22 protein-coding genes are annotated in these 25486 nt (G+C 37.9%); 11 read left to right on the top strand and 11 right to left on the bottom strand.

The genetic code is table 11. The features are described 5' to 3' along the window. Positions 1–55: 55 nt before the first annotated feature. From plsY to BM327_RS01345, 6 genes are all read right to left on the bottom strand, one after another. Positions 56–691: a glycerol-3-phosphate 1-O-acyltransferase PlsY gene (plsY, locus tag BM327_RS01370; RefSeq protein WP_090245515.1), complete on the bottom strand. Its 636-nt coding sequence runs from the start codon at positions 689–691 to the stop codon at positions 56–58. Continuing rightward, positions 691–5274, bottom strand: a complete 4584-nt coding sequence (locus BM327_RS01365; protein WP_139230199.1) for a hypothetical protein — start codon at positions 5272–5274, stop codon at positions 691–693. Before BM327_RS01365 ends, plsY begins: the two co-directional genes overlap by 1 nt. A 199-nt stretch (positions 5275–5473) precedes the next feature. After that, positions 5474–6313: a 50S ribosomal protein L11 methyltransferase gene (prmA, locus tag BM327_RS01360; RefSeq protein ID WP_090245512.1), complete on the bottom strand. Its 840-nt coding sequence runs from the start codon at positions 6311–6313 to the stop codon at positions 5474–5476. Between the two features lie 24 nt (positions 6314–6337). Then, complete coding sequence (gene tpiA, locus BM327_RS01355) at positions 6338–7090, bottom strand: triose-phosphate isomerase (RefSeq protein ID WP_090245510.1); 753 nt, start codon at positions 7088–7090, stop codon at positions 6338–6340. 9 nt (positions 7091–7099) lie between these two features. After that, positions 7100–8995 carry a DoxX family protein gene (locus tag BM327_RS01350; RefSeq protein WP_090245508.1) on the bottom strand — a complete coding sequence of 632 codons (1896 nt, stop codon included), beginning with the start codon at positions 8993–8995 and terminating at the stop codon, positions 7100–7102. Between the two features lie 13 nt (positions 8996–9008). Beyond that, positions 9009–9551 (bottom strand): DUF1599 domain-containing protein, encoded by a 543-nt coding sequence (locus tag BM327_RS01345; RefSeq protein WP_090245506.1) that lies wholly within the window; start codon positions 9549–9551, stop codon positions 9009–9011. 28 nt (positions 9552–9579) lie between these two features. Between BM327_RS01345 and folP the strand changes: the two genes are divergently transcribed. The 8 genes from folP (at position 9580) to BM327_RS01305 (ending at position 17643) form a co-directional block, all read left to right on the top strand. Beyond that, positions 9580–10431: a dihydropteroate synthase gene (gene folP / locus BM327_RS01340; protein WP_244526176.1), complete on the top strand. Its 852-nt coding sequence runs from the start codon at positions 9580–9582 to the stop codon at positions 10429–10431. A 6-nt stretch (positions 10432–10437) separates the two neighbouring features. Continuing rightward, the gene (locus BM327_RS01335; protein WP_090245499.1) at positions 10438–11178 is read left to right on the top strand and encodes a Dph6-related ATP pyrophosphatase; all 741 of its coding nucleotides are present in this window, start codon (positions 10438–10440) and stop codon (positions 11176–11178) included. Between the two features lie 232 nt (positions 11179–11410). Then, a complete protein-coding gene (locus tag BM327_RS01330; RefSeq protein WP_090245497.1) occupies positions 11411–12331 on the top strand; it encodes an ankyrin repeat domain-containing protein in 921 nt (306 codons plus the stop codon). An 8-nt stretch (positions 12332–12339) separates the two neighbouring features. After that, positions 12340–12855 (top strand): hypothetical protein, encoded by a 516-nt coding sequence (locus tag BM327_RS01325; RefSeq protein WP_090245494.1) that lies wholly within the window; start codon positions 12340–12342, stop codon positions 12853–12855. 76 nt (positions 12856–12931) lie between these two features. Then, positions 12932–13696 carry an SUKH-3 domain-containing protein gene (locus BM327_RS01320; protein ID WP_090245492.1) on the top strand — a complete coding sequence of 255 codons (765 nt, stop codon included), beginning with the start codon at positions 12932–12934 and terminating at the stop codon, positions 13694–13696. Positions 13697–14062: 366 nt separating this feature from the next. Further along, entirely contained in the window at positions 14063–16108 is a 2046-nt protein-coding gene (locus BM327_RS01315) for a DUF262 domain-containing protein (RefSeq protein WP_090245490.1), read from the top strand. 98 nt (positions 16109–16206) lie between these two features. Then, positions 16207–16467, top strand: a complete 261-nt coding sequence (locus tag BM327_RS01310; RefSeq protein WP_090245488.1) for a hypothetical protein — start codon at positions 16207–16209, stop codon at positions 16465–16467. A gap of 291 nt (positions 16468–16758) precedes the next feature. Continuing rightward, positions 16759–17643: a pirin family protein gene (locus BM327_RS01305; protein ID WP_090245486.1), complete on the top strand. Its 885-nt coding sequence runs from the start codon at positions 16759–16761 to the stop codon at positions 17641–17643. A 657-nt stretch (positions 17644–18300) separates the two neighbouring features. Here BM327_RS01305 and BM327_RS01300 read toward each other — a convergent pair. After that, positions 18301–18930, bottom strand: a complete 630-nt coding sequence (locus BM327_RS01300) for a TetR/AcrR family transcriptional regulator (protein ID WP_170853634.1) — start codon at positions 18928–18930, stop codon at positions 18301–18303. Between the two features lie 149 nt (positions 18931–19079). On the opposite strand from BM327_RS01300, the gene BM327_RS01295 reads away from it, so the two are divergent. Next, entirely contained in the window at positions 19080–19952 is an 873-nt protein-coding gene (locus BM327_RS01295) for an alpha/beta fold hydrolase (RefSeq protein ID WP_090245482.1), read from the top strand. 213 nt (positions 19953–20165) lie between these two features. On the opposite strand, the gene BM327_RS01290 is transcribed toward BM327_RS01295, so the two are convergent. From BM327_RS01290 to BM327_RS01280, 3 genes are all read right to left on the bottom strand, one after another. Next, positions 20166–20768 carry a YdeI/OmpD-associated family protein gene (locus BM327_RS01290; protein WP_090245478.1) on the bottom strand — a complete coding sequence of 201 codons (603 nt, stop codon included), beginning with the start codon at positions 20766–20768 and terminating at the stop codon, positions 20166–20168. Positions 20769–20847: 79 nt separating this feature from the next. Further along, positions 20848–21462 carry a deoxynucleoside kinase gene (locus BM327_RS01285; RefSeq protein ID WP_090245476.1) on the bottom strand — a complete coding sequence of 205 codons (615 nt, stop codon included), beginning with the start codon at positions 21460–21462 and terminating at the stop codon, positions 20848–20850. 62 nt (positions 21463–21524) lie between these two features. Then, positions 21525–22319, bottom strand: coding sequence for a hypothetical protein (locus BM327_RS01280; protein WP_090245474.1), 795 nt, complete (start codon positions 22317–22319; stop codon positions 21525–21527). A gap of 293 nt (positions 22320–22612) precedes the next feature. Here BM327_RS01280 and bioB point away from each other — a divergent pair, with 293 nt between their 5' ends. Together bioB and BM327_RS01270 are read left to right on the top strand one after the other, a co-directional pair. Next, positions 22613–23713 (top strand): biotin synthase BioB, encoded by a 1101-nt coding sequence (gene bioB, locus BM327_RS01275; RefSeq protein ID WP_090245471.1) that lies wholly within the window; start codon positions 22613–22615, stop codon positions 23711–23713. 1 nt (position 23714) lies between these two features. Beyond that, complete coding sequence (locus tag BM327_RS01270) at positions 23715–24788, top strand: aminotransferase class I/II-fold pyridoxal phosphate-dependent enzyme (RefSeq protein WP_090245469.1); 1074 nt, start codon at positions 23715–23717, stop codon at positions 24786–24788. 7 nt (positions 24789–24795) lie between these two features. Here BM327_RS01270 and BM327_RS01265 read toward each other — a convergent pair whose 3' ends face one another. Then, on the bottom strand, positions 24796–25407 hold the full coding sequence (locus BM327_RS01265) for a hypothetical protein (protein WP_090245466.1): 612 nt from the start codon (positions 25405–25407) through the stop codon (positions 24796–24798). Between the last annotated feature and the right edge of the window lie 79 nt (positions 25408–25486).

The following is a 25486-nucleotide window of genomic DNA, read 5'->3' as shown; positions in this document are numbered from 1 at the left end:
AAAATTTATATTCACAAAATTAATGCATTCTCAAGGAAGGATAATCCTCCTCCCTCTAGTTTTTATCTTTTTTAGCAAAAAGGGACATCTTGTTTTCTTCTCCTTTCAACAATCTCTTGATGTTCTTTTTGTGGGTGATGACTACTGCCAAACCTAACACGATACTAAAGACGGTTAAAGCGACATTATGGTTGTCGAAAACGAAATGTAATACCAAAGGAAATGCAATAGCCGCCGTAATTGCTCCTAAAGACACGAAGGATGAAGCGATGAATACGACTAAGAAAAGTCCTAAACAAATAAGTGCTGTTAAAGGGTGTAAACCAATAATTACACCTAAAGACGTTGCCACACCTTTTCCTCCTTTAAAACCTGCAAAGAGAGGAAATACGTGACCTAAAACGGCACATATACCCGCCGTTAATTGCAAGTGGATTAAATCATCTGTGGCCCAAGCGTACTGAGACACAAAAAAGGGCATTAGCACTGCCAAAGCCCCTTTTATAATATCTACGGTAAGTACAACTTTACCTGCCTTCTTTCCCAACACACGGAAAGTATTGGTAGCTCCTGCATTTTTAGAACCGTGTTCTCTAACATCAACTCCATACTTTGCTCTTCCTACCCAAACGGCTGTGGGAATAGATCCCAAGATGTAAGCTATACTTCCAAATAAAACGTAATCAAACATTAAATACCTCCAAATATTCTAAGGAACTGACTCTTCAACACTGAATCGTCTGAAATTCCATATTCAAATTTCTTAATTTTTCTTTTATCTTCTTTGATTTCCATTACGCTTGTATTGAACTCTTGATCACTTGTGATGATGTCCATTTGCCCTCTCTTCTCTCCTTGTTCGTAGAAGAAGTAGTAGGCATATCCTCCGGGCATATCTATCATGAATCCAACTTTATCTCCTAACAACACACGTTGCTCGGCGAATAATTTGAAGTCGACATACTTTAATACAGGTACATCATTAATAGAAACTAAAATGACTTTCGACATGCTTGTCTTCAATCCTTTTTGGTAATCATCTACTAAATCATACGTACTTAAACGTACACCTGAGAAAACGAAAGTAGCTTCCATTTCCTTCGGTAACTTTTTAACGGCACCTGTTTCTGTTAACTTATCAGAGAAAGCTTTCGCTTCTTTCTCAGACGACCAAGTTGCAATCGCATCTACCAAAGTATTCGATTTTAAATCAGCCGCCACCAAGTTACTTTGCAAGTTAATTTTGTTTGCCACAGCCTCGAATACTTTCTCGTCCATAGGCGTCTTCACCTGCATGGTTAAATTGAAGTTTGCATCCTTCTTCTCTTGGTTGTAAATCACAGTACCCACACTTGCAATTTCCAAATCCCCGAAGTCCATACCTAAATCAATCTTACCGTTACCGTACATTCCGCACGTCTTCAAATTCAAAGAAACGTAATTTCCAACAGCCGTTAAATCTAATAATTTTTCTTTATTACCGATTTCGAACTCGTAAGAAGCAGGGTTATACTTTAAGAAACCTGTACCTGCAATCACTTTTGTATCTTCTTTGTTTTCTACAGCAGAAAGGAAGGTTGGGTAGATCTCCAATGAATCTATGTTCTCTGTATTTCTCCAAACTAGTCCTGCTGAAATTGCATTCCCCTCTAAATCTACAGGATTCTCTCCTACAGGTATTTGAACATCTTTAGGATCTATGGCAGAACTAAAGGCCATCCAGTTTTTCGCTATCCCCTCACAATCGTGAACGATCTTGGTAGCTCCTTTAAAGTTGATCAAAGGATTGTTGGCATAGAGCTCTACATCTCCATAGAAATCAAACTGAGGTGAAAGCATGAAGTCTGTTCCTTCCGCTACTTTACCATTGGCCCTGGTCTGTAAATCTTTGTCTACATACACCTTGTGCATAGGAATGTAGTGCAAAGTTGAGTCTAAATCGAAGTACTTGTAATCACCATAACTCAAGAAACTTTCGCTTGATTGTATGGTCGTATTTGCATTAACAATCGTGTGTAATACTTCTTCGTCACGTGATTTAATGATTGAGTTTCTCAAGGTATCGATTACCGCTTTAGGTTGAATTTCTACATACTGACTATCTGGATAAATCAAAGCATCGGCGATCTCTACGAACTCTGTTTCATAACAGTTGATGATACGCTTCTTCATATCGAACTGTGCGTTACCACTTTCTATGGTCAACATCTTTTGTTCTGGACGCAAAGCGTAGAATTTCGCTTTCTCTTCTGGGTTCACTAGTGTGATTTCATCTTCATCTATTTTCCAGTCGAAATCTTTTACTGAACATCTAAACTCGTTTACAGGGAAACGCAATTCAGAATCATCATCCATAATAGAGAAGGTTCCCTCTCTACCTTTCAAGTCTATTTTCGTTTTCACATTCTCACTGGTCAACAAGTACTCAGAAGCCATCAAATCTCCCGGTTTCTTGTCTAAATTTTTCAAGTAATAGGCTGCTGAATCTGAAATGATGTCCCATCTATCAAATTCAAAGGCTTTTGAGGTCAACAAGGCTTTCTCCATGTCTACTCTACCCATACCTGTCATTCCTGAAGGTTGAATAATCGTAGTACCAAACAAGTTGGTTTCTCCACCATACATCACAATAGGATCTCTGGTTGATTTCACCTTCAACATCTTGTTCTTTGGAAGATAAGTCATGAAAGCATTTGGCGATTCTGCCTCAGCAAACTGAACTCCTGTAGCCAAAGGTTCATTTCTAAACTCTACTATTCCTATGGTACTATCAGGCAAGAAAGTAAAGGCTTTAGATATAGATGTCGATTGAATGAAATCAATTTGTCCGGCCCCTTGTAACCCATTATTTGAAAGCACAATTTTGTTTTCATATTTGGCCACATCACCGTAGAAGTCATACCCTCCTGTAGGTGCAACGGTGCTAAATCCTAAAGAATAATCACCCATGATGCTCAAATCTTGTTCGAACACAGGGAAGATACCTGCAGAGTGCATTTTACCGTTAAAGGCAATAGATTTTTCATCAAAATTATCCAAGCTATCTACTACGAAAGGCTCCACCTCAAAGAAGAAAGTCTCCTTTTTATACGCACTCTTGTGAATGGCATCGTACTCCCAGAATACTTTCGTTTTTCCTTCAGAATACAACATAGGATAGTTGTGGAATTCTTCTTTTAATCCACTTCTGTTGTTTGGATCATCTACTAAGATATAACCTACAATACCCGTTAAACTTGATTGCAGAGGAATAGGACTCTTCCCATCTTCCTCACGCAAAGGATTGGCTCTAAACAGGGCATTATTAGAAGAAGTGATGTTGATTTTATTTTCTGCGTAATCATAGTACCCATTGGTAACATCTACTTGCCACTTTCCAGAATTTACCCATCCTTTAAAGATGATATCTCTGTTTTCTTTGATCATTACTTTGCTCGAATCTGGGAAAATTGCCGTGGCTTGGTAATCAGAGATAGGTACTTGACTTACGGCTACAAGTCCCATATTCATGGTATTTAAATTTATACTACCATGACTCTGAACTCCTTTAATGTAGGCATTGTGATCTTCAATTTTTTTAATTTCATATTGTAAGCTCGGCTCCTTTTCCAACTCTTCCTTGGTATAGTTCTTAGGTCGCATAGGCGCCAGGTTAGATTCAAACACGATGTTATCATAATCTTGTTTCCCTGAACGCGCATTAATAAAGTTGTAGAGTTTATCTTTTAAGATGATTTCTCCCTTATCTGTATCGTAAGAAATAAAACCTAGTGCCGATAATTTCAAGAAGGTTTGCTTGGCTTGAGAAATAGTTCTTCCCAAAGCTGAGGCAGCTGTTCCTTCTGGTAAGACTTGTAAGTCGTACTTATAAGAATACTTAGACAAAGCCACCAAAGGGTGCACAGATTCCATACCTTGTAAGGACTCATACAAACCTTGATCGTAGTAATTTCTAGATTCAAAACGCGCAATACGTTGTTCTTGAGAAGTTCCTATACCGAAATCAAAGGCTAAAACATCGCTATCTATAGCCCATGAAATTTGAGTAACATACATATCTAAGTCGTGGAAGGTATTGGTGAAAGGAGATTGCTCTACCCCTACATTACCCCTTACCAATTCAATACGTTTGTTCACTCTATCGTAAGCAAAACGTAAACCAGGGTGCCAAATAGAATCTTTAGAACTTAGGTGAATGATGGTTTTACAGTTGTAAGTTGTCAATTTATCTTCTGTAATATTCAAGGATTGTGATTCTGTGGTAATGAATTCTTTTCCTCCCTTTTTGAAAGAAAGTCGAATGGGTTCTTCTTGGGTTCCCAATCCAACGAATTCGGCTCCTTTTAAAGAGAATCCTCCTTCGTAATTTACACCTTCTACAATGTTGGGAATGCTTAATCTATTTTCAAAAGAAGAGAACTGTGGGTATTCATCTCCCTTCCCTTCCTTGTAAGCTCCACGCTGGGCTCTTTCAGACAATTTACCTATGGTCTTTTCTGTAAAGTAAGGAGAAGTTAAATAAGCGGTATCTATGTTCATATAAGGCGATTTCATGGATACATCGTAGTAAGAAATTTCAGCACGTGTCTTCCCGCGCTCTAGTCCTACCTTCTCCCAAGTAATCGTACCTCCTTTTCCTTGCCACTTTTCCAAAGCAGGATCATATACACCTGAGGTTCTGTAGACTACCATACTGTCTGTGTAAGGAATGTCCTTTTTCGTCGAAGATGACGTATTGATGGTTCTACAAATCAAGTTTCCTCCTTCTAAAACGATTTCCGGACCTCTGTTGTAAACGAAGTCAAAGGTTCCCCCTTCATAAAACCATTCAAATCCATTGTTGATATAAATCACTCTTCTATCAAAGAAAGCTTTAGACACCTGAATGAACTCTTCAAACTTTTTGGAGTTTCGAGAATCTAACTGCTTATCTATAGCTTGGTGCCAAGCTGTATACGAATCATTGGCTCTTTTCTCCATCAGAGAGTTCACCGAGTATACATAATTATAGACTTCTGGGTAAACGTCCATTCTCTTTTCTATGATCAGGTTAGATGTTTTGACCATACGCTCGAAAACGGCGTCTTTGATTAAATCACTTTCCAAAAGATTGGCTTCAAAGATGTTCTCTATGAAATCATACTCCTCTTTTGGGGTTAATGGTTTCAATTGTTTCTGAAGCTCTTTGAAGAACTTCTCTCTGTCGGCACTAAAGCCCTGAGCCAAAGTGTGAAAAGAGAAAAAAAGTATACTTAGTACTACAGCTATTTTCATGTTTACTAATTTACAATAGAATGAATAATTTAAGTCCACCACAAAAGCGCTCTGTTTCATTTTTCTAAAAAAAATAACAAAGGGCTAACGCAATTTTAATTTACGCCAAACGGGGTAAAAAATAAAAAGGGTGTAAGGTAAAGGAAAGGTTTAGTGCCGTAAAAATCAAGACTTTTACGGCACCAAGTATTAACTGCTCTTAGTTTTTTATTAACTGTATCACGGCCCAACCTTCCTTCAGAAGTACACCTTCCTTAGTAAAACCGTTTTGGGCAGCAATAGTTACAAGTTCATCTACATCAGATTCGAAAAAACCACTCAATTTTAGTTTTCCACCTGATTTCAATAAAGCTGCATACGTTGGCATATGTGCCTTCAATACGTTTTTGTTGATGTTGGCCAAAAGCAGATCAAAATTATCTTCTTTCACCACATCTATATCTCCCAATAAGAAAGTAATATCGTTGATATCATTTCTTCCTTGGTTTTCTATGGCATTTTCTACCGCACCTTCTTCTATGTCTGTACCCATGGTAAAGCCAGCGCCCAATTTCTTGGCGACTATGGCCAATACTCCAGTTCCAGAACCTACATCCAATACGCGCTTACCTTGTAAATCTTCGGCAAACAATGCTTTGGACATTAACCATGTTGTTTGGTGGTGACCGGTACCGAAAGACATTTGCGGTTGTATCTCCACCTTCATTCCCTTTGCGATACTTGCATCGTGGAAAGGGGCCAAAATGGTCAATTTATCTTCTACAAAAACAGGTTCAAAATCTGCCTCCCAGGTCGCGTTCCAGTTTTGTTCTGCAATTACTTCTTGCGTAAAGCTCAAGGTCAACCCTTCTGGAACATTGCCCAAGATAGATTGCGCCATCACTTCTTCCATATTTACATCGGCGGTTGGTCCGTAAGCCTTCACCCCTGTTTTATCATTGGTAAAGCTTTCAAAACCTAATTCTGCCAACTGAGAAACGATGATGTCGTCCCAAGGTGAAACTGGATTTAATTTAATGTCTAATTCTAAGTACTCCATATAAAGTAAGCGTATAGATTTCTCTTAAAGTGCGTTCGCGATAGCGATGAAATCAGCCGCTTTTAAACAAGCTCCACCTACTAAACCACCGTCTACATTCTCACAAGCAAATAACTCTACTGCGTTGTCTGGCTTCACACTTCCTCCGTATAAAATTGAAGTAGACTGTGCTACGTCTTCTGAGTACTTTCCTGCAATTGCTGCACGTATGTCTTTGTGCATTTCATCTGCCTGTGCGCTAGAAGCAGTTTTCCCTGTACCAATGGCCCAAATAGGTTCGTAAGCGATCACTACATTTTTCATTTGCTCTGCAGATAGGTGGAATAAACTCTCCTCCAATTGCTTGATAACAAAATCCTTTTGTGTTCCTTCTTCTCTTACTTCCAAAGGCTCACCACAACAGAATATCACTTCTAATCCTTCAGCCAAGGCTGCATCTACTTTCTTTTTGATGATAGCGTTGTCTTCTCCAAAAATTTCTCTTCGCTCAGAGTGACCTACCAATACAGACTCCACTTCAAAAGCCTTCAATTGCGCCATGCTGATTTCTCCAGTAAAAGCACCTTTTGCTTCAAAGTATCCGTTTTGTGCACCTACCGTAATGGGTGATTTCCCCAACTTTGCCAAAGCTTCTGACAAATAGATAAATGGTGGAAACACCTTCATTTCTTTATTTTCCTCTATAAAATGATAATCTGTAATACCGTCGAACAATTCAGCAACTTCTGCTGGGTTCAAATTCATTTTATAATTCCCTGCTACTATCTTTCTTCTCATATCTTGTAATTAATCTTCTAAAACATTTTCTTTCATCCAGCTCCACTCTTGGATAGAACGGTAAGGATATTTGGCTTTTACAACGCCATTTTCTATGACCATTAAGGTAGGATTTGCTCTACCCACGGCTTTCAATATTTTCTCGTCATTCATGAAAGTAGGAACGATGATTCCTGTTTCCTCTCTGAACTTCTGAATATCTGCTGTAGTTGTTACCGCTGCCATAACTACAGGAACTCCGTCTGCTTGGGCATCGGCGATAACGCTCTTAATTCTGTCTATGCGTTTCTGACTCAACTCCACATTCGGCAAGTTTTTACTCACCAACAAGATCATACGTGGAGATGTTAAAATCAACTCTTGTACACTCACCTCTGGGAAGTAAGGATCTAAGCCCATAACTGTATCTCCAATGATGTACATCGTAGAATCGTAAGCTTCTGCACTGAACTCTTCTAAAGGCACATAGTAACCGCCTCCACTTTCAATCTCTTGCACAAACACTTGAGCCACTTCGTGCGCTTCTAACATTTCTTTTACATAAGGCATGTTAGATTCTACCTCTGTTAAATCTGAAACATTCAAATTCGGGTTGAATTCTGATGAAACGATAGAAGGTAAACGCGTAGGAACGATGGTTTTGGTTTCACTACTTACAAACTCCCACTTGTCTTTGTTCTCTGGCTTCCAAATGTCAGAAGCACTGAATTCAGCAGAGGTAAAGTCTTTCAACTCTCCGGTTTGTAAATTTTTGTAGGTCAAGAAAGTTTCAAATACTCCCTCTCTTCCATCGTTCATTTTCTCGTTCAAGTCACTACCTGCTGCATAAGGTCTGTAATCCTTCACCGGCATGTAGGCCAATACATAAGTCACAAACAAAGTACTGATGAAAATCACCCATAAAGCAGCTACCCAGTAGTTACCTACCCATTTGTTGTTCGAACGCTTCACCCATAAAGCACCTAAAATGGTAATCAAGGCAAAGAAGATAGGGAAATACCAACCGAACACATAACTAAAGAAGATACTCACAAGCATAGATGCTGGTATCATCAACAAGTTTTGGTTGCGCGTGTTTGGTGCTGATCTAAATGACGCTATAAAAATGAAAATCGAGAAGTATAAGAAAATCAAATCTTTCCAGAAAGACTCTTGCGGTGTTAATGATCTACCCACACTTCCTTTCAAAGCATCTCCGAAACATCCACAATCGCTTACACACTGCGTAGACTTGTACTCGCCTACTTTCACGTAAGTCGGTGTAGTTTCTAAAATACGCACCATGGTATCGCTTTCTGCAGCTTGTATTTTTTGTTGGGCAGTAGATGAATTGATTTCATACCTGTCCACATCCATAAACATCGCGTTGGGATCACATTCTTTGGTGTGCCAGGTCAATAAGGTAAAAAAGAACATCATTCCCAAAGTTAGGAAAGACGCCAGCTTTAGTTTTCCTCCTATAATTAAAAGGACACCTAAAACGATTTCTAGTATACAGATGATTACACTTAATGGAAGGGCATACTTTATAAAAAACTCTAAACTAAATTCGGGTGCATTGAAAAGTTCTTTTACACGGAAAGCCAAGGCTCCATCTTCGAAATACTCTTCTAATTTGTAGGCAAATCCTAAGGGATCATTGGCTTTGATGAGTCCAGAAACAATGAACAAACCACCTGAAATGGCTCTAAATACATAAGAGCTGAGTTGCAATCCTTTCAAGGCGATAAACCCTGCCATTCCTAAAAAGAAGAGGGCACTTCCTATACTCTTGTAGAGCATGGCGTCGGCCTCAAAATTGTCGTGATATCCTATCACTAAAAAGGTTAACCCCGTAAGGTTTAATAAAATTGCTATCAGGTTTAAAAGTAGGGAACGTCCTTGTATTTGGTCAACTGTTCTCATATTTATTTAGCGCTTAGTTTTCTTCGTTTAAATGTATCAATGAAAAAACAGCATAGTTCAGCATGTCGTAATAGTTAGCATCTATCCCCTCGCTTGCTATGGTTTTTCCAGCGTTGTTTTCAATTTGTTTGACGCGGAGAATTTTGGCCAAAATCAAATCGGTTAAAGAACTCACACGCAAATCTCTCCAGGCTTCCCCGTAGTCGTGGTTCTTTTTCTCCATCAATTCTTTGGCTTTCTTAATGTAGGCGTCGTACAACTGTATGGCTTCCATTTGGGTCAATTCCATGGCCAAGTTTTCATCTTGCTCCAATTGAATCAAGGCCATTACACAGTAGTTCACTATGGCTACGAATTCGTCGTAAATGCCCTCGCCTACTTTGCTTTCTCCGTTGACTTGAAGTGTGCGTATTCTCTGTGCCTTGATAAACAACTGATCGGTCAGTGAACTCGAGCGAAAAACTCTCCATGAAGTACCGTAATCTTTGGTTTTCTTTTCAAAAATTTCCCTGCAAATGGAAATCACTTTTGTATATTGCTCCGTTGTTTTAGACATCCTTTAATATTACTTCAAAAAAATAGACGTGAAAGATAAGAATAATAAAATTTCTAGCCTACTTCGATACCGTGACAAAGTACTCGATTTGAGTACACCACGGGTGATGGGGATACTGAATTTGACCCAAGACTCTTTCTACGAACCTAGTAGAAATCAATCCACTAAGGAGTTATTAACAACTGTGGAGAAAATGTTGCAGGATGGAGCAGATATTTTGGACTTAGGGGCTTATTCTACGCGACCAGGAGCTATAGAAGTTCCCGTAGAGTTAGAAGTACAACGCGTGCAAGAAGCCGTGCAGGCCATTCGCAAAAATTTTGGAGAAGTTTGGATATCTGTAGATACCTTTAGAAGTGAAGTCGCCCAGCGCGGAATAGCCGAAGGGGCCGACATCATCAACGATGTTTCTGGGGGGACTTTGGACGAGGCCATGTTTGCAACCGTAGCCCAACACCAAATTCCTTACATCCTCATGCACATGCGCGGCACACCTCAAACCATGCAGAGTATGTGTAACTACGACAATTTGATCGAAGACATCTACGAAGATTTGATGAAAAAGGTAAGGAAGTTAAATGCCTTGGAGCACAACAACGTCATCCTCGACCTCGGTTATGGTTTTGCCAAAACTTTGGAACAGAATTACGAACTCTTGGCCCAACAAAATAAGTTCACTACGATGGGCTACCCTATCTTGACAGGGATTTCGAGAAAATCTATGATCTACAAAGCGCTCGACATCACAGCCGCAGAGAGTTTAAGTGCAACAACAGCCTTGAACATGTACGCCCTAAACAAAGGTGCTAACATCTTGCGCGTACACGATGTGAAGGAAGCCAAACAAGTGGTAGAATTGAACACCCTTTTAAATCAATAAACTAAGATGCAAAAAGTAATCTTCGCCTGGAGTGGCGGAAAAGACTCGAGTTACGCCCTTTGGCAAACTTTGCAAGATCCGAATTTCGAAGTGGTGGCCTTGATGACCACCTACAACATAGATTTACAACGTGTTTCCATGCACGGTACCCACATAGATTTAACGCGTAAGCAAGCCCAAAGCATAGGTTTGCCCCTCATAGAAATGACCGTGAGCGAAAGCACCAATACGCACTACGAAGAGCAAATGCGCAAGGTCTTGGAAGAGTACAAAGGCAAACACAACATCGCCGGTGTAGTTTTTGGCGACATCTTTTTAGAAGACTTGAGAACTTACAGAGAAAACAACCTGGCGCAGGTCGACCTTAAAGGCTTCTTCCCTTTGTGGAAAAAAGACACCCATGAACTCTCCAAAGCCTTCATAGCAGCAGGTTTTAAAACACGTATTTGTTGCGTAAGTGATGCCTATTTAAATGAAGCGCATGTCGGCCAAGACTACGACCACAACTTCCTCTCTTCCCTCCCCGCAGAAGTAGACCCTTGCGGCGAAAACGGCGAATTCCACAGCTTTTGCTACGACGGTCCTATTTTCTCAGAACCTATTCAAATTGAAAATGGCGAAAAGGTGTACAAGGAATTGGAAGCGAAGTATATTACCGAGGAGAGTTTGGTGAGAGGGTTTTACTACGTAGAGATAAGTGATAAGTCAAAAGTAGTTTTGAGTTTGATATTGAGCAAGACGAAATAGTGAGGTCAGACAAGTGAATCTTCAAATCTTTCAAATTCTCAAATCCCTCAAATTTAAATTTTTGAATTTTTGAATTTTTGAATCGTTGAATCATTGAATTCCTTTGTGCCCTCCGTGGAAAAACATTGTGCACTTTGTGGTTAACCACCAAGTATCCTAGACACGAAGAATTAACCACAAAGCACGCAAAGACTTTCACAAAGTACGCGAAGAATAAGTATATTTAAGTCCTATGAAAATCATCTTAATACTCCTTCTTTTCATTTTTAATGTGAATATTTCATTTGGCCAATGTGAAAGTTGTGATTCCTCTGAATTCCCAATTCACTGTGCAATCGATAACGGAAATTGTTCCAAAACAGACATCATGCGCTATATCGAACAAGGATACGATGTAAATGGTTTACACCCACAACGCAAAGACACCCCTTTATTACGAATAGCCTATTTGTTTCGTCCCGAAGACACCACCTTGATTGATTTCATGTTAAATCATGGTGCTTCACCTGAAATTACAGATGCATTTGGAAACAACGCGATAGACAAAGCACTACAACACCGTAAATATATACTTGTGGATTTATACATTGAAAGAGGTCACTACCCCGTAAAACGAGTTGACCACCCTTATTACAAAGCTAAAATGAGGTTGGTGCCGAAAGGAAATAAACTAACCCAAACTTATAAACGCTATGAAAAGTATTTTGATTGGTCTCCCGAATTATTTATTCCACTTTCTTTTACTTATTCGAGGGCTCAACAACATAACTATTACTCCATACAAAGTGGTCTTATTTTTTGGAATGATGATTACTATCTTGCAATGTCATCGCTAAGATTACTTGCTGGTCCAATGTTTTCATCTACAAATACGGTTGGACTAGATGTTAACCTCTCTTTTCAATACATGCTCACAGATATAGGACTTTCGTATAAGATCCTTCCTGACCAAAACCGTGTTTCCGCTATTGAACCCCATATAGGTATTTCGTTAGGTCCAATTTTCTCGGCTGGATATAGCAGAAGAATTTACTTTACACCCAACCCTACTGCCAAAAACTTTCTTTACGCCAGATTAACCCTTTTTCACCCATATCTTTCTGTAAAACAACGTAAGAAAATGGAGTACGTAAAAGCCATTTATAATAATTAACGTAGCAAATGAAAACCACTCTCCTACTCTTCTTGCTTTTCAATCTCACTTTGTCGCATGCACAAACGGACTCCACAATTCTCGTAGAAACCCCAAATGCAGAAAATGCGTTGTATGTCTATGACTCTCTCTTACAAACCAAGCTCCTCCACTACCAATATTTTAACCATTGCGACCTAGATGGAGATGGAATATCAGACTCCCTCACTTTCATAAGTAATGGCGGAGCACATGCCTATTTTCACCCGGTAGTAGTATTAAGTTCAGACAACACAGAGCAAGCATTTACTAACCTTACCCTAGACATGCCCTTCCTCCATACAACGGATACCCTCACAGAAAGCACCCAATTCTTCATCAAAGATTTCGACGAAGATGGAAAAGATGAAATTTATTTGAAGGTGGAAAATGAGGATGCTACAAAACAGGAATCGGAAACTCACTATAAGGAAGTTATTCTAGATTATAAAAAAGGAGAATTGGTGGTAGAAAAGGTGGTTAGATTTGAGGTGGAAAAGCATTAAACAATTTGAACAAGACTTTCATGAGAAACACGATAATACAAATGCTACTTTTGAAACTTTCATTTAACATTGTCACATGAATACCAACCCATTAAACACCGAAGACAAGGATAAACTATTTGGTTTTCTCAATGGAGATCTTTCAACCGAAGCATTAGAACAATGGCTTTATTACACTCCAGACTTAGAAGAAAGATTGGGGAAGGAATTCTATTTCGAACTTATTGATACCAATTACAGGAATAAGCAAGTTCGCCACGAATTAAAGAAAATAGTATTTCAAAATTATATAACCACCGATGATTTTAATGAATGGAAACTGCACGCATTACTAAAAAAATCGGGTTGGTTTAAAGATAGAAACCTAGAGATTAGTAATTCCACATTTCCCAGTACTCAAGCCTTTGAAAACGCGCTCAGCATAATTAATGAATTCGGTAGGTTGAAATTTAATTCAAATGAAACGCATGAAGAATGGACTCCAACCCTACTTGAGTTTCTAACGGAACCTTATGAAAAAAATACAGATGAATTTGAAACAAATATTTCACTGGTATGTTTTGCATACACCCATAACGCACATGTCTATCTTTATGTAGACGATAACAACAACTACTATACAGACAATATTGCTGGTGACTTCCTATATAAATACACAGGACCAACTTTTGACCAATTACTAAAAGAAATCCTACAAATTGTAGATGAGGACAATTTTGAAAAATTTGCTACGTCTAAAAAAATAACCCAAGAAAAAGCTATAAGGAATAAACCTACCGCACTTCATTCAAGCCCAACTAAAAGTTTCCTAACTCGCTTATGGAATTGGATGAAGGATTGATAGTTAATATCTATAAACAATTTCTCTCTTACAATCTCTTGCTCCCTACTCACACTCATTACTGACTTTGCTCACACTCCTTACGGAATTTCGCCTATCCTTTTTCAAATCACATTTTTTTGCGCCACCCCACCCAACTACATAATTAATTTATTAGTTTTAGCCAGCCTTCCCACCACTTAGGGGACTTTTCCCCTTTTTGCGACCACCCTTGATCAATTCCTAAGGTTTTAGCATTGAAAAAGGTATTTTCGGAAGATTTTTTTTGGGTATTTGCTGTATATAGCAAATAAATTCCAATGATGTTTTAGAAAAAAGTACATCTATTCTAAAACAATTTTGAATTAATTGAAAATAATAAGAAATATGTATGAAATAAGACCTGAATCTTTAAAAAGCTTTATAGAAGACACTAACATTAAATTACCACGATTTCAAAGGAAACAAACATGGGATGACAAAAAGAATTTTCAATTATGCATAAGTCTTTTTAAAGAGTACCCTCTCGGAGTCAGTATTCTTAATGTCGAAGATCACTCTGGCATGAAAACAAGATGGTTATTAGATGGTAGACAAAGAAGAAATGCACTAACTAAGTTTTTCCAAGATCCTGAGAACATATATGTATGGGCTAAAAAGTTTATTGGTATTAAAGCAAATGATCAATTACTTGATATTGATGATAAATTCTGGAAGTCTATTAATGAATATTTAGAAGAGGACGAACTTGAAGAAGACGATGGACTTAATGAAGAACCTCAATCAGAGGATGACAAAGAAAAACTTAGCCTATTTAAAGAGCCAGAAATAGAAAATTATGATTCTTCAAAAACAGGACTGGACCTTCTTTTACATATTATTAAATTAACACATACTAAGGCAATAAAGCACAGTGGTTTTACTCGACCATTTGATTTCACAAAACACATTGAAAAACTACCATATCAGATTATCGACAATGGTAAAAAGGTGTTGAATTCACAAAAACTAAAGTCCTTCATTAACGAATATAAGTCTTATTGTTCTAATGATTCACTTGATTACAAATCCTTAGCAAGCTTTGAGGATTTTATGGAATATAGGTTCTCTTATGATGAAAAAACAAAAAAAAATATCAACAAGCAAATAGAACAAAGTTGGGAACACATTTTAGAAAGAATTGACATTTTGGATAAAATAACAAACATCTATTTAAATTCGAAGATAGGACTTATAGAAGTGAAAAACCTAAAATCTGTAGATTCTCAAAAAATATTTAACATTATCAACTCAGAGGGAACCAAACTTTCAGCTGTTGAAATACTTTCAGCTAAACCTAGTTGGAATGTTAAAATTACAAACCCTACACCTCCACAAATCGAAAGTGTCAAAAATCTTTATAATACTATAAATGTTGTTAATTCCGACATTGTAAAATGGGATCTACCTGCAACTTTAATATCTAGAATGGATTCTACGGATTTCCTGTTTAAAAATTTCAGTCCAAATTCTAAAACTGATTTTTCAAAAAGAATAACTCTAGGTTTTAAAATTTTAGCAGGTAAGTACCAAAAGGGAGTAAACAAGGATGACATTGATAAACTAGGCAGAAATAAGAAGATTCAATGGGAATCTGAATTTGAGCAGTTTATAAGTGATTTAAATACCGTATCTAAATTATTATTAAGCTCTGATTATTTTAAGTACCTAAAATCATGGAAATTCTCAATAATAAATACTTTAAGTGATGCTATTGCTATTAATTTCGTTTTGATCACCTATGAAGATTGGGTTAGAAAAGGGAAACCAATTGGTTATGATAATAGAGTTAAGCAACTACAAAAGAATGCGTTCTCTATACTAGATCAATCCATATACGAATATGTAACCAAAGGATGGAGAGGTTCGAGTGATTCTAAAATTTCAAAGAACATATCTGAACTCACTTATAAACCAGATATATTACCTCCTGTATCGAAGGAGAAATGGAGACTTTTAATCGATGAAATTTTAAATTCAAATTCCATTGATGGTAATAAAATCAATCAAGGTCTAATGCAACCAATATTATATCACTTCTATGCTATTTCTAAAATCCAAGGACCTGATACAAATTACGATATAGAAGTAGATCACATTATACCTCAGTCAATATTTAAAAGTTCAACTCTAATTGACAAAGATATTCTTGTGCACAATATTTTTAATTTAGGCTTATTGCCAAAAGATGAAAATATCGGCAAAGGCAATAAAAAACTAATTGAGATTACTAATCAATGGTTAATTGACCAAATCGAAAAGTATGAATCTATAAATTTATTGGATTTCCGAAAATACTCTAATCTTAACAATATCCTCGATTTAAAAGAACTAAGAGGTGATATTATACTTAATGCTTTCGATCAAAAAAGAGATAACATTTTAAATAATTAATACAATTACTAAAAAAACCAATTAGAAATAATAACCGCAAAACCTAATGCTTCCATTTAAATCATTTTAAGTAAATCCAAATTTTACAATAAATCACAATGACAGATTTTGACAAAAGCAGTCCTGAATACATTTCAAATGGACATTATAAAGTAAACGGAACAGATTTTATGTCTGTATGGACATATAAGAAAAAATTTAATCCTTCTTCAGAGAATAAAACACATATTAACGGGCCTGAGGGTCAAAAATTAGCACAAATATGTTCTGAAGTTTATTCAACAACACCTGACTTCGGAGGATTCGATGAAATCTTAATATTTCCATTAAGTGAATTAAAAGAGTACTACAGTAATTAATTTGTAATTAAAAAGGGAGTTTCTAATGGGAACACCCTTTTTTTTATATTTAAATCACAATAACGAATCAGTTGAAATACACATACATCCCCTCATCACTAAACAATTTACACCTTTTTTGATTCTTGTGTATTCTTAAAAATACGATATTTTCTTTCTTGCTCCTCACTCACACTCAAAACTGTCTCCTCTTGTCACTTATCACTCCTTCCTAAACATCTCTAAAAACATAAAAGAATAAGTTGCTCATTAATCCCTATATTTCCCCAACAAACAAAAATCTCAAAACGCATGTCCAACACAACCCTCATCATCGAAGAAAGAGCAGCCAACATTGGTAATTTTATGGTAGGTAGATTATTGCCTTTTCGTAAAAAGAGAATGGTGGGGCCTTTTATTTTTATTGATCACATGGGGCCGGCGCACATGGGACCAGCGGAGAACATGGACATAGGTCCGCACCCGCACATTGGGCTCTCTACCCTCACCTATTTGTTGGAGGGCAGCATGCAACACAGAGATAGCATAGGGTCTGACATAGAGATAAAACCCGGGGCGGTCAATTGGATGTCGGCCGGGAAAGGTGTGGTACACTCTGAGCGTACGCCCAATTATTTACGCGGGACAGAAAAAGTAGTCCACGGATTACAAATATGGGTAGCACAGCCCAAGTCAGTAGAAAATGACGAACCTTTCTTCTCCCATACCGAAGCACAAGATTTGCCCCTTTGGCAAGATAACAAGGTCAACTATAAACTCGTTGCCGGAAAAGCCTTTGGCAAGACTTCACCTGTACCTGTACACAGCGAATTGTTTTTGTTAGAAATCACAACGAAAGAAGAAGCTGAAGTGTGTATAGGCAAAGAATTGTATGGAGAAGTCGGCATATACATTTTGGACGGAAGCATAAGCGCCGAGGGCAACATTTACGAAGAAAAACAACTCTTGGTCAACACCGCAGACGAGTTGTGCAGCATTACCCTATCCCCCAATGCCCACATCTTCATTTTTGGAGGAATTCCTTTCGAAGAAGAACGCTTTATTTTCTGGAATTTTGTGTCGTCCAACAAATACGTCATAGAAAAAGCCAAAGAAGATTGGATGCAGAAGAAGTTTCCTATGATAGAAGGGGAAGATGATTTGGTAGCGGTTCCAGGGAGGGAGTTTGCAGAGTGAGGTGCAAGTGGAGATTCTAGTTCTCATTCATTGTAAAGCTTGAGATCTGACCATCAAGTAATGTTCATTGTAAAGCTTGGGTATTGTTCATTTCTTTTCCATCGATGAAAAGAAACGAACCAAAGAAAAATCTAGGCTGGAAAACAATTCTTTTAAAAGCTACGAAACACTCTGGTCATTCACCCCAACTCGCAAACGCTTTTAACTGATTTTTCCGAGAAAAATCCGAAAGCTGAGCTCAAACACTGGGTTCATTTCCCGGCGTTTTTTCTTGTTTTAATAAGAAGTATTTTCAAGGCCGACTTCAATTCAAAGTTTAAAAATTAAAATTCAAAAAAGGAAAATTCAAGGATTCAAATTCGAGGGATTTGAGAATTTGAAAGATTTGAAGACTGACTTGGTTCACTACACCCCTATCGTCTTGCTCATTACTCACACTCAATACTGTATTTGGGGAACGAGAAGTCTCGAAGGCCGTCTTCAATTCAATTATTCAAATTTGAAAGATTTGAAGATTTGAAAGATTTGAAGATTTGAAGATTTGAAAGATTTGAAAGATTTGAAAATTGATCTATCTGACCACGCCCTTTCGTCTTGCTCAATACTCCAAACTCAATACTGCTTTTGCCTCTTTCCGTCTTGCTAAATACTCTTAACTCAATACTGTCTTTTTTCCTTATTAAATTCTGATTTACCAAGCGGTGTTAGGTAAGGATGGAACATGTACATGAGTTGGTGACAGAGTTCTAAAAGTTCTTGCTCGTCAATTTCATTGTCGTAGATAAAAGAGTTGTAGAGACTCGTATTACTTAGGGCTATCATGCGTTCTATGAGGAGGTGTTTTTCTTTTTTAGAGTCGAAAGGTGCCATCCATTCTTTTTGTTGGAGGTAGTCGAACAAAAATTCATAGCCTTTGTAGCGGTCTTGGTAGACTTGTTCAAAATGGTGTTTCATCTTTTCGTTGATGCGAAGCAGGTTGTACAAATCTGTCCAAATGAAACGATAGTCTAGCATCTGTCTTAAACTACTGAGCATGTCGGCTTGTATAGTAGCAAAAGTGATGGGTGTATTTCCCAAATCCTTAACCCTAGTGTCAAACATTTCTACCATTTCAAAATACAAAGCCTCCAATATTTCTTCGCGGGTTTTGTAATGGTAATTCAAATTTCCAGCACTCATATTCAGTTCCATGGCTATCATTCGAATGGTTACCTGACTAAAGCCTTGCTCATTGAATAACTTTCTAGCCGCTGCCAATATTTTGATTTTTGTTTTCGATTTTTTCATTAGTAAACTTGTCCTAAAATAAAGTTTTAGTAAATTTGTCCTAAAAATAGAAATAATAAGTTGAAATGAAGACAACATCAGCACTAATAAGTTTGGCACTTCTATTTATAACAAGTCTCATTCAAGCACAATAAAAAACAGAAACACCCATGCAATCCCTCTACAAAACTCCCGCAGGAAAAGAAGCCATACTTGAGCTTTACGATCAAAAACTAGAAGAACTGAATGTACCCACGACGAGTATAAATATTGAAACACAATACGGTAGCACACATATTTTACAAGCTGGAGACCCTTCAAAGGCACCATTAATTTTGGTACATGGATCAAATGGATGTGCGCCCATAGCTTTGGAAACCTATGCTTTGTTGCTCGACCATTTCAATGTTTACGCCGTAGATGTATTGGCGCAACCCAACAAGAGTGCAGAAACACGTTTGAGTATGAAGGATGCTTCTTACGGTATATGGATGAATGAAATCATAGATAGTTTACAACTTACGGAGGTGAGTTTGGCTGGTTTCTCTTTTGGTGGTTTGGTCATACTCAAAACCCTAGAACACGATGAAAGTAAAATCAAAGAAGTCTTTCTCTCTGCTCCAGCTTACATCGTCAACGGCAATCCTTTCAAGTCGCTGTTCAAAGTTTTTAGGCCCATGAAGAAATACATGAAAACCCAAGACAAAGCCTACGTCGAAAACTTTTTAGGAGAAGTATTTACCCACAGAGACACCTTTGCAATTGAATTTTTGTCGCAAATTTTCCTGCATTTTAACATGGACTTCACCCCTGTTCCCGTTATTAAAAAGAAAAATGCTCAACAAATCACCACGCCCATTACCCTTTTTGCCGCAGATCAAGACATCATGTTTCCTGGCAAAAAGATGCTTAAACGCGCAGAGAAGATTTTTCCATCTCTTAGAAAGGCTGTGCTTTTAGAAAATTCTAAACATGTTCAGAATTCCGAGCAGAATAGAGTGATACAGGAGGAGATATTGGCTTCTAGTTTGGATGCATTGTAAGGCTTGGGTATTGTTCATTTCTTGTACATTGCCAGGGGAATTCAAGGATTCAATAATTCAAGGATTTAAATTTGAAAGATTTGAAAATTGATCTATCTGACCACCCCCTTTCGTCTTGCTCATTACTCACACTCAATACTGATTTTTCTCACACTCAATACTGCTTTTGCCTTATCACTCCCCTCTTAACTCTTAATTCATAATTCTGCATTCTTAACTCGTCCTGTATCTATCATTCAACCCCTTCCCTTCCAAAATCATGGGGATCACTTTTTCTAGGCGTGATTGCTGCGTAGCTTCTCGTTTGGCGGAGGAAATGTACTCGGCGTATTCTTTTTGTTTGTAAGGCGTAAGGCTTTTGTATTGGGTGTTTAGTTGGGCGTTGGTGTTTAACTCCTTTTGGAGAAGTTCTGGAATTACTAAAGCTGTTTTCTTGGGTTTGAGCTCCTTGCCTGCTTTTTGGTTTTCTATGGCTTCGAGGATGTAGGCATGGATAAGGTCTTCGTGCTCTTGGATTTCTTCCAAGCTCGTAAAACGCCATTGGCGCAAGGCTTTGGTGACATCTTCTTGGGCATTGATGAGTTTTTGGGCTTCGTCCTTGAGGTAAACGCCGTTGTGGAACCAGAGTCCGACATAAGATTTAAACGCAGCCATACCGACAACGTTTTTTCCTTTCAACATGTATACAGGAGCACCCCATTTTACACCCTCTTCTAATACTGTACGTTGTAAAATACTGCGCAAAACATTGAGTTGTGCAACCTGCTCTTCTGTTCTTTTGGCCAAATAGCCTTCCACCGTCTTATTCTTTTCCATACCTTAAAACTTCATTTGTGAAAATAAAAAAGCCTCACCCAATCAGGCAAGGCTTTCGCTATATTTTTTTATCGCGTGCTTAGAACAATCCGTTGATCTCCGCGTCGATTTGATTGACAATTTTCCCCAAATCTTCTTGTACTTCGTGGAAGTTGTTGTTGTCTACATCTACAATCAATAATTTCCCTTTATCGTAAGTAGAAATCCATGCTTCGTAACGCTCATTCAAACGCTTTAAGTAATCCAAACGAATAGATTCTTCATAATCTCTACCACGTTGTTGTATTTGATTTACCAAAGTAGGAACAGAAGCTCTCAAGTAAATTAACAAGTCTGGTGCAGAAACGAAAGATTCTATCAAGTTGAACAAAGAGAAATAGTTTTCAAAATCTCTGGTTGTCATTAAGCCCATAGAATGCAAGTTAGGTGCAAAAATGAAGGCATCTTCATAAATGGTTCTATCTTGAATTACATTATGGTTGGTTTGCTTAATCTCTTGTATTTGCGTAAAACGACTGTTGAGGTAATAGATCTGAAGGTTGAACGACCAACGCTGCATGTCCTCATAAAAATCATTCAAATATGGGTTTTGTTCCACATCCTCAAAATGAGTTTGCCACCCGTAATGTTTGGCCAATAACTTGGTTAAGGTAGTTTTCCCAGAACCTATGTTTCCTGCTACAGCTATATGCATTTTTATGAATATTTTTTAGTCCGAATGAGCTACAAATCTAAACTTTCTCCCCATTCGATCTACTATTTGTTTAAAGAATATTTAATAATTTTCGTATCCGTTTGAACGTAAAAGTCTTGCTCTTCGATGGCGAATTGTTTGACTTTTTTCAACGGAAATTCTAGTTCCTTTTGCGTCCCTAATTGGGTCCACTCCATGAGCTTTTCATCTTTGAAATAAAAGATACTTCCATTCCAATAGGTTAAGGCGTCTGCGTTTTCTATTTTGTAGGTTTTGATCAAGGAACCGTAGACATCAAATTGATACACACCTTTGGCTTTATCCCATATAAAGAGTTTGTTTTCTGCTTCAAACAAAGCATCGACAGTGAGTCCGTTCAACACCCCACTCAAATTTTCTATTACCGTTGGTTTCGGCATCAAATCATCAAACAACCATAATTTAAAGTTGTCTAAATCGTATACCCAATAACGCGTCGGTTGGTTGGAATAACTCACATGGGTAGCGTAAGCAATGTTTTCTTGATTTAAATCTATGCTCGCATCGGCCAGTGTAAGGGTATTGTCTAAAAAGAAGATCTGTTGTTGATCTTCCGAAAAAACCATGGTCTTTTGGGCGTGAGAAGCATCTACTTCTGTAATCTCACCCAAGCCCTTGGTGCTTTGTTGAAACTGAACGTTAAAACTGGTGTCGAGTTTATAAATGACATCTCCTTGTGTATACACCACATTTCCCAAAGGATCTACACTCCATGCGGTAGGCTGAACTTCAAGTTCTGCAACCTTGGTCCAGCTTAACTTCCCTTCCTCAAAAAAGAAAAGTGAAGTGAGTGCGATTATACTTAATAGGAGTTTCATTCTTGCTGCAATATACAAATAGTATTCCTTATATGTTGGTGCAAGTTTGGAGATGTGACCAATTTTAAAAAGTTAGTTTCCAAGCAATGATTATACGCGGAATAATGGGGGATAAATAAATTGACATTTGTTCTCATTCACCAAAACTTTCCCCTCCTTCCTTAGGGTTAAAAAAGGATATAATTATATTTGCAGGGTTATACATGAGGGGAAAAGCGCAAAGAAATTCGGCTTCTTTTTAAGAACGAAATTCTTCTCTCATTGCTAAACAATTAAAAAACAAAGCAATAAGCATGAAAGTAAATCCAAAATATACATCAGTTGAAGCTTTGGTAGAGCTTTATAATACTCCTTTAATGGAATTGGTATACGAAGCTGCTACCGTTCACAGACAACACCACGATCCTAACGAAGTACAAATGTCTTCTTTGTTGAGTATCAAAACAGGTGGATGTCCGGAAGATTGTGGATACTGTCCGCAAGCGGCACGTTACCACACAGATGTTGAGGCACACAAATTAATGACGGTTGAATCTGTTATTGAGCAAGCGAAAAATGCGAAGGCCAATGGTTCTTCTCGTTTGTGTATGGGTGCCGCTTGGAGAAACATTAGAGACAACTCTGATTTCGACAAAGTAATACAAATGGTACAGGGTGTAAACAGTTTGGATATGGAGGTTTGTTGTACCTTAGGTATGATGAACGAAGACCAAGCACAGCGTTTGAAAGATGCTGGACTTTACGCTTACAACCACAACTTAGATACTTCAGAAGATTACTACGATGACGTAATCTCTACACGTGAATACCAAGATAGATTGGATACAATCGGTAACGCTAGAAAAGCAGGAATTTCTGTTTGTTCAGGTGGTATTATCGGAATGGGAGAATCTGTTGAGGATAGAATGGGACTTCTTTTATCGTACACGAAAATGGAAACTCCACCAGAATCTATTCCTATCAATGCATTGGTTGCTGTAGAAGGTACACCTATGGAAGACCAAAAGCCAGTTGAAATTTGGGAAATGGTAAGAATGGTTGCCACTACGCGTATCGTATTCCCTGAGTCTGTAGTACGTTTGTCTGCAGGTAGAACTTCTATGAGTCAGGAAGGTCAAGCACTTTGTTTCTTAGCTGGAGCGAGCTCTATTTTTGCCGGTGACAAATTGTTAACAACACCTAACCCAGAATACAACGAAGATGCTGAGATGTTCAAAACATTAGGATTGAAATCTAAAGCTCCTTTCCAAGATGGTGAAAAGCCAGAAACAAAGGAAGACGCTATTTTGGTAGAAAAGCAAAAAAAGGCAGAAGCACGTAAGGCAGAAATCGCAGCAGCGAAAGGTAAGCCGGCTGACTTCCAACCAAGAAAAGTTACTGTAGTAGAAGACTAAGATGAATGCGTTGAACCAACGATTGGCTGATAAAATCAATCAGCGTAATGAAAGTTCAACCCTTAGATCTTTGAACATTAATAGCTATGCGGTAGATTTTTATTCGAATAATTATCTGGGCTTAGCACAAAAGAAATTCGAGACTCCAACACACTTCTTAGAAAGTGGAACGGGGTCTCGACTCATTTCTGGGACTTCCTCCCTACACCACGAAGTTGAAACTTTATTGGCCCAACGCTTCCATTCAGAAGCAGCTCTACTTTTCAATTCAGGCTATGATGCCAATTTGGGTTTATTACAAGCCTTAGTAACACGTCATGATACGGTTATCTACGACGAACACATCCATGCCTCCTCTAGAGATGGATTGGTATTGGCCAGAGCAAAAGCCTATAGTTTTCAACACAACAACCTACAACATTTAGAAGAACGTTTACAAAAAGCAGAAGGGATAGTTTTTGTTTTGGTAGAATCCCTCTACTCCATGCACGGAGATTTGGCTGACTTAAAAGGAAGCATTGATCTGTGTAATAAGTACGGCGCACACCTTATCGTTGACGAAGCCCATGCTGGAGCTTGTTTTGGTAAAAATGGTGGCGGAAGAATAGAAGCATTAGGATTAGAGAAGGAAGTCTTTGCCCGTTTACTCACCTTCGGAAAAGGATTTGGCGCGCATGGCGCAGTCGTTCTATCTTCACAATTGGTCAAAGACAATTTGATCAACTTTGCACGATCTTTTATCTATACTACTACCCTACCAGAAAGCAGTGTTTATCGCATACAGCAAATTCTTACGCAAACTGATTTCACTATACTTCAAGAAAAATTACAAGAAAACATCGCTTATTTCTGTGCCTTGTTTGGCATTCCCAACAATGGTAGTCCCATACAGTGCCTAACCGCAGAAAACATAGCAACCTTAAGAATTTGGGAAAAGAATTTAAAAGCCGCTGACATCGGTATTAAGTGCATACTCCCCCCAACCGTAAAAGCCGGTGAAGAAAGGTTAAGAGTTTGTGTTCATGCTTTTAATACGAAGGTGGAGATGGAGGAGATGAAGAAGATCCTTCTGTAAGCGACAGTTACAAATTTTCGATTTTCCTTATTGTATCTATCATCAGACGTATCTGTTCTTCGTTCAATTCCAAACCATTCGATTTGATTTCATATACAGGAGAATTACTCCTGGGATAAAAGTATTCCTCTTGTCTCCTATCTTGACTGCGCTGTATTAAGTACATGGGAATAATAAGTGGAAGTAATAACAAAAAGATTTTAGAGAAAGTACTTTTTCGTTTCTCAGGCTGAAAAACCTGAACCCTTTCTTCATCGTCATCCAATTCATACTCTGCATTTTCTGCGTTAACTAAAAGTACTTGGTGCTGATGGTATTCTTTTAAGTATTTATAATCTTCAAAATTTGTATGAAACCAGTCCGTTTCTAGCTTAGACCACAATTGATGTTCGCTGTATTCATAATATTCGATGGATAAAAAATAGAAATCTAGTTCCTCCTCAATGAAAAATTGTGCTTCCAAAAATTTCAGTAGTTCAAGTCGAAAACCCTCGTCATTTTTAAACCTAAGAAGGCTTTCATCACCCTTTATTCCTTGATTTTCATTCTCCTTCAAAACAAGTAGAAAACTAAGTAGTTCATGAAGAACTTCATCAAGATTATAATCTAAGTGGCTCATTTTTCTTCTCTAGATTTTGTAGTAGAGCTTAAAAATAAGAAAACATCAGAAGTAAAACTCTCGACCATCACCGAAGTAC

It is taken from the genome of Lishizhenia tianjinensis, assembly GCF_900116425.1.
GTDB lineage: Bacteria > Bacteroidota > Bacteroidia > Flavobacteriales_D > Crocinitomicaceae > Lishizhenia > Lishizhenia tianjinensis.
Note: the sequence above shows the minus strand (reverse complement) of the source record. Positions and strands in the feature narration are given on the sequence as shown.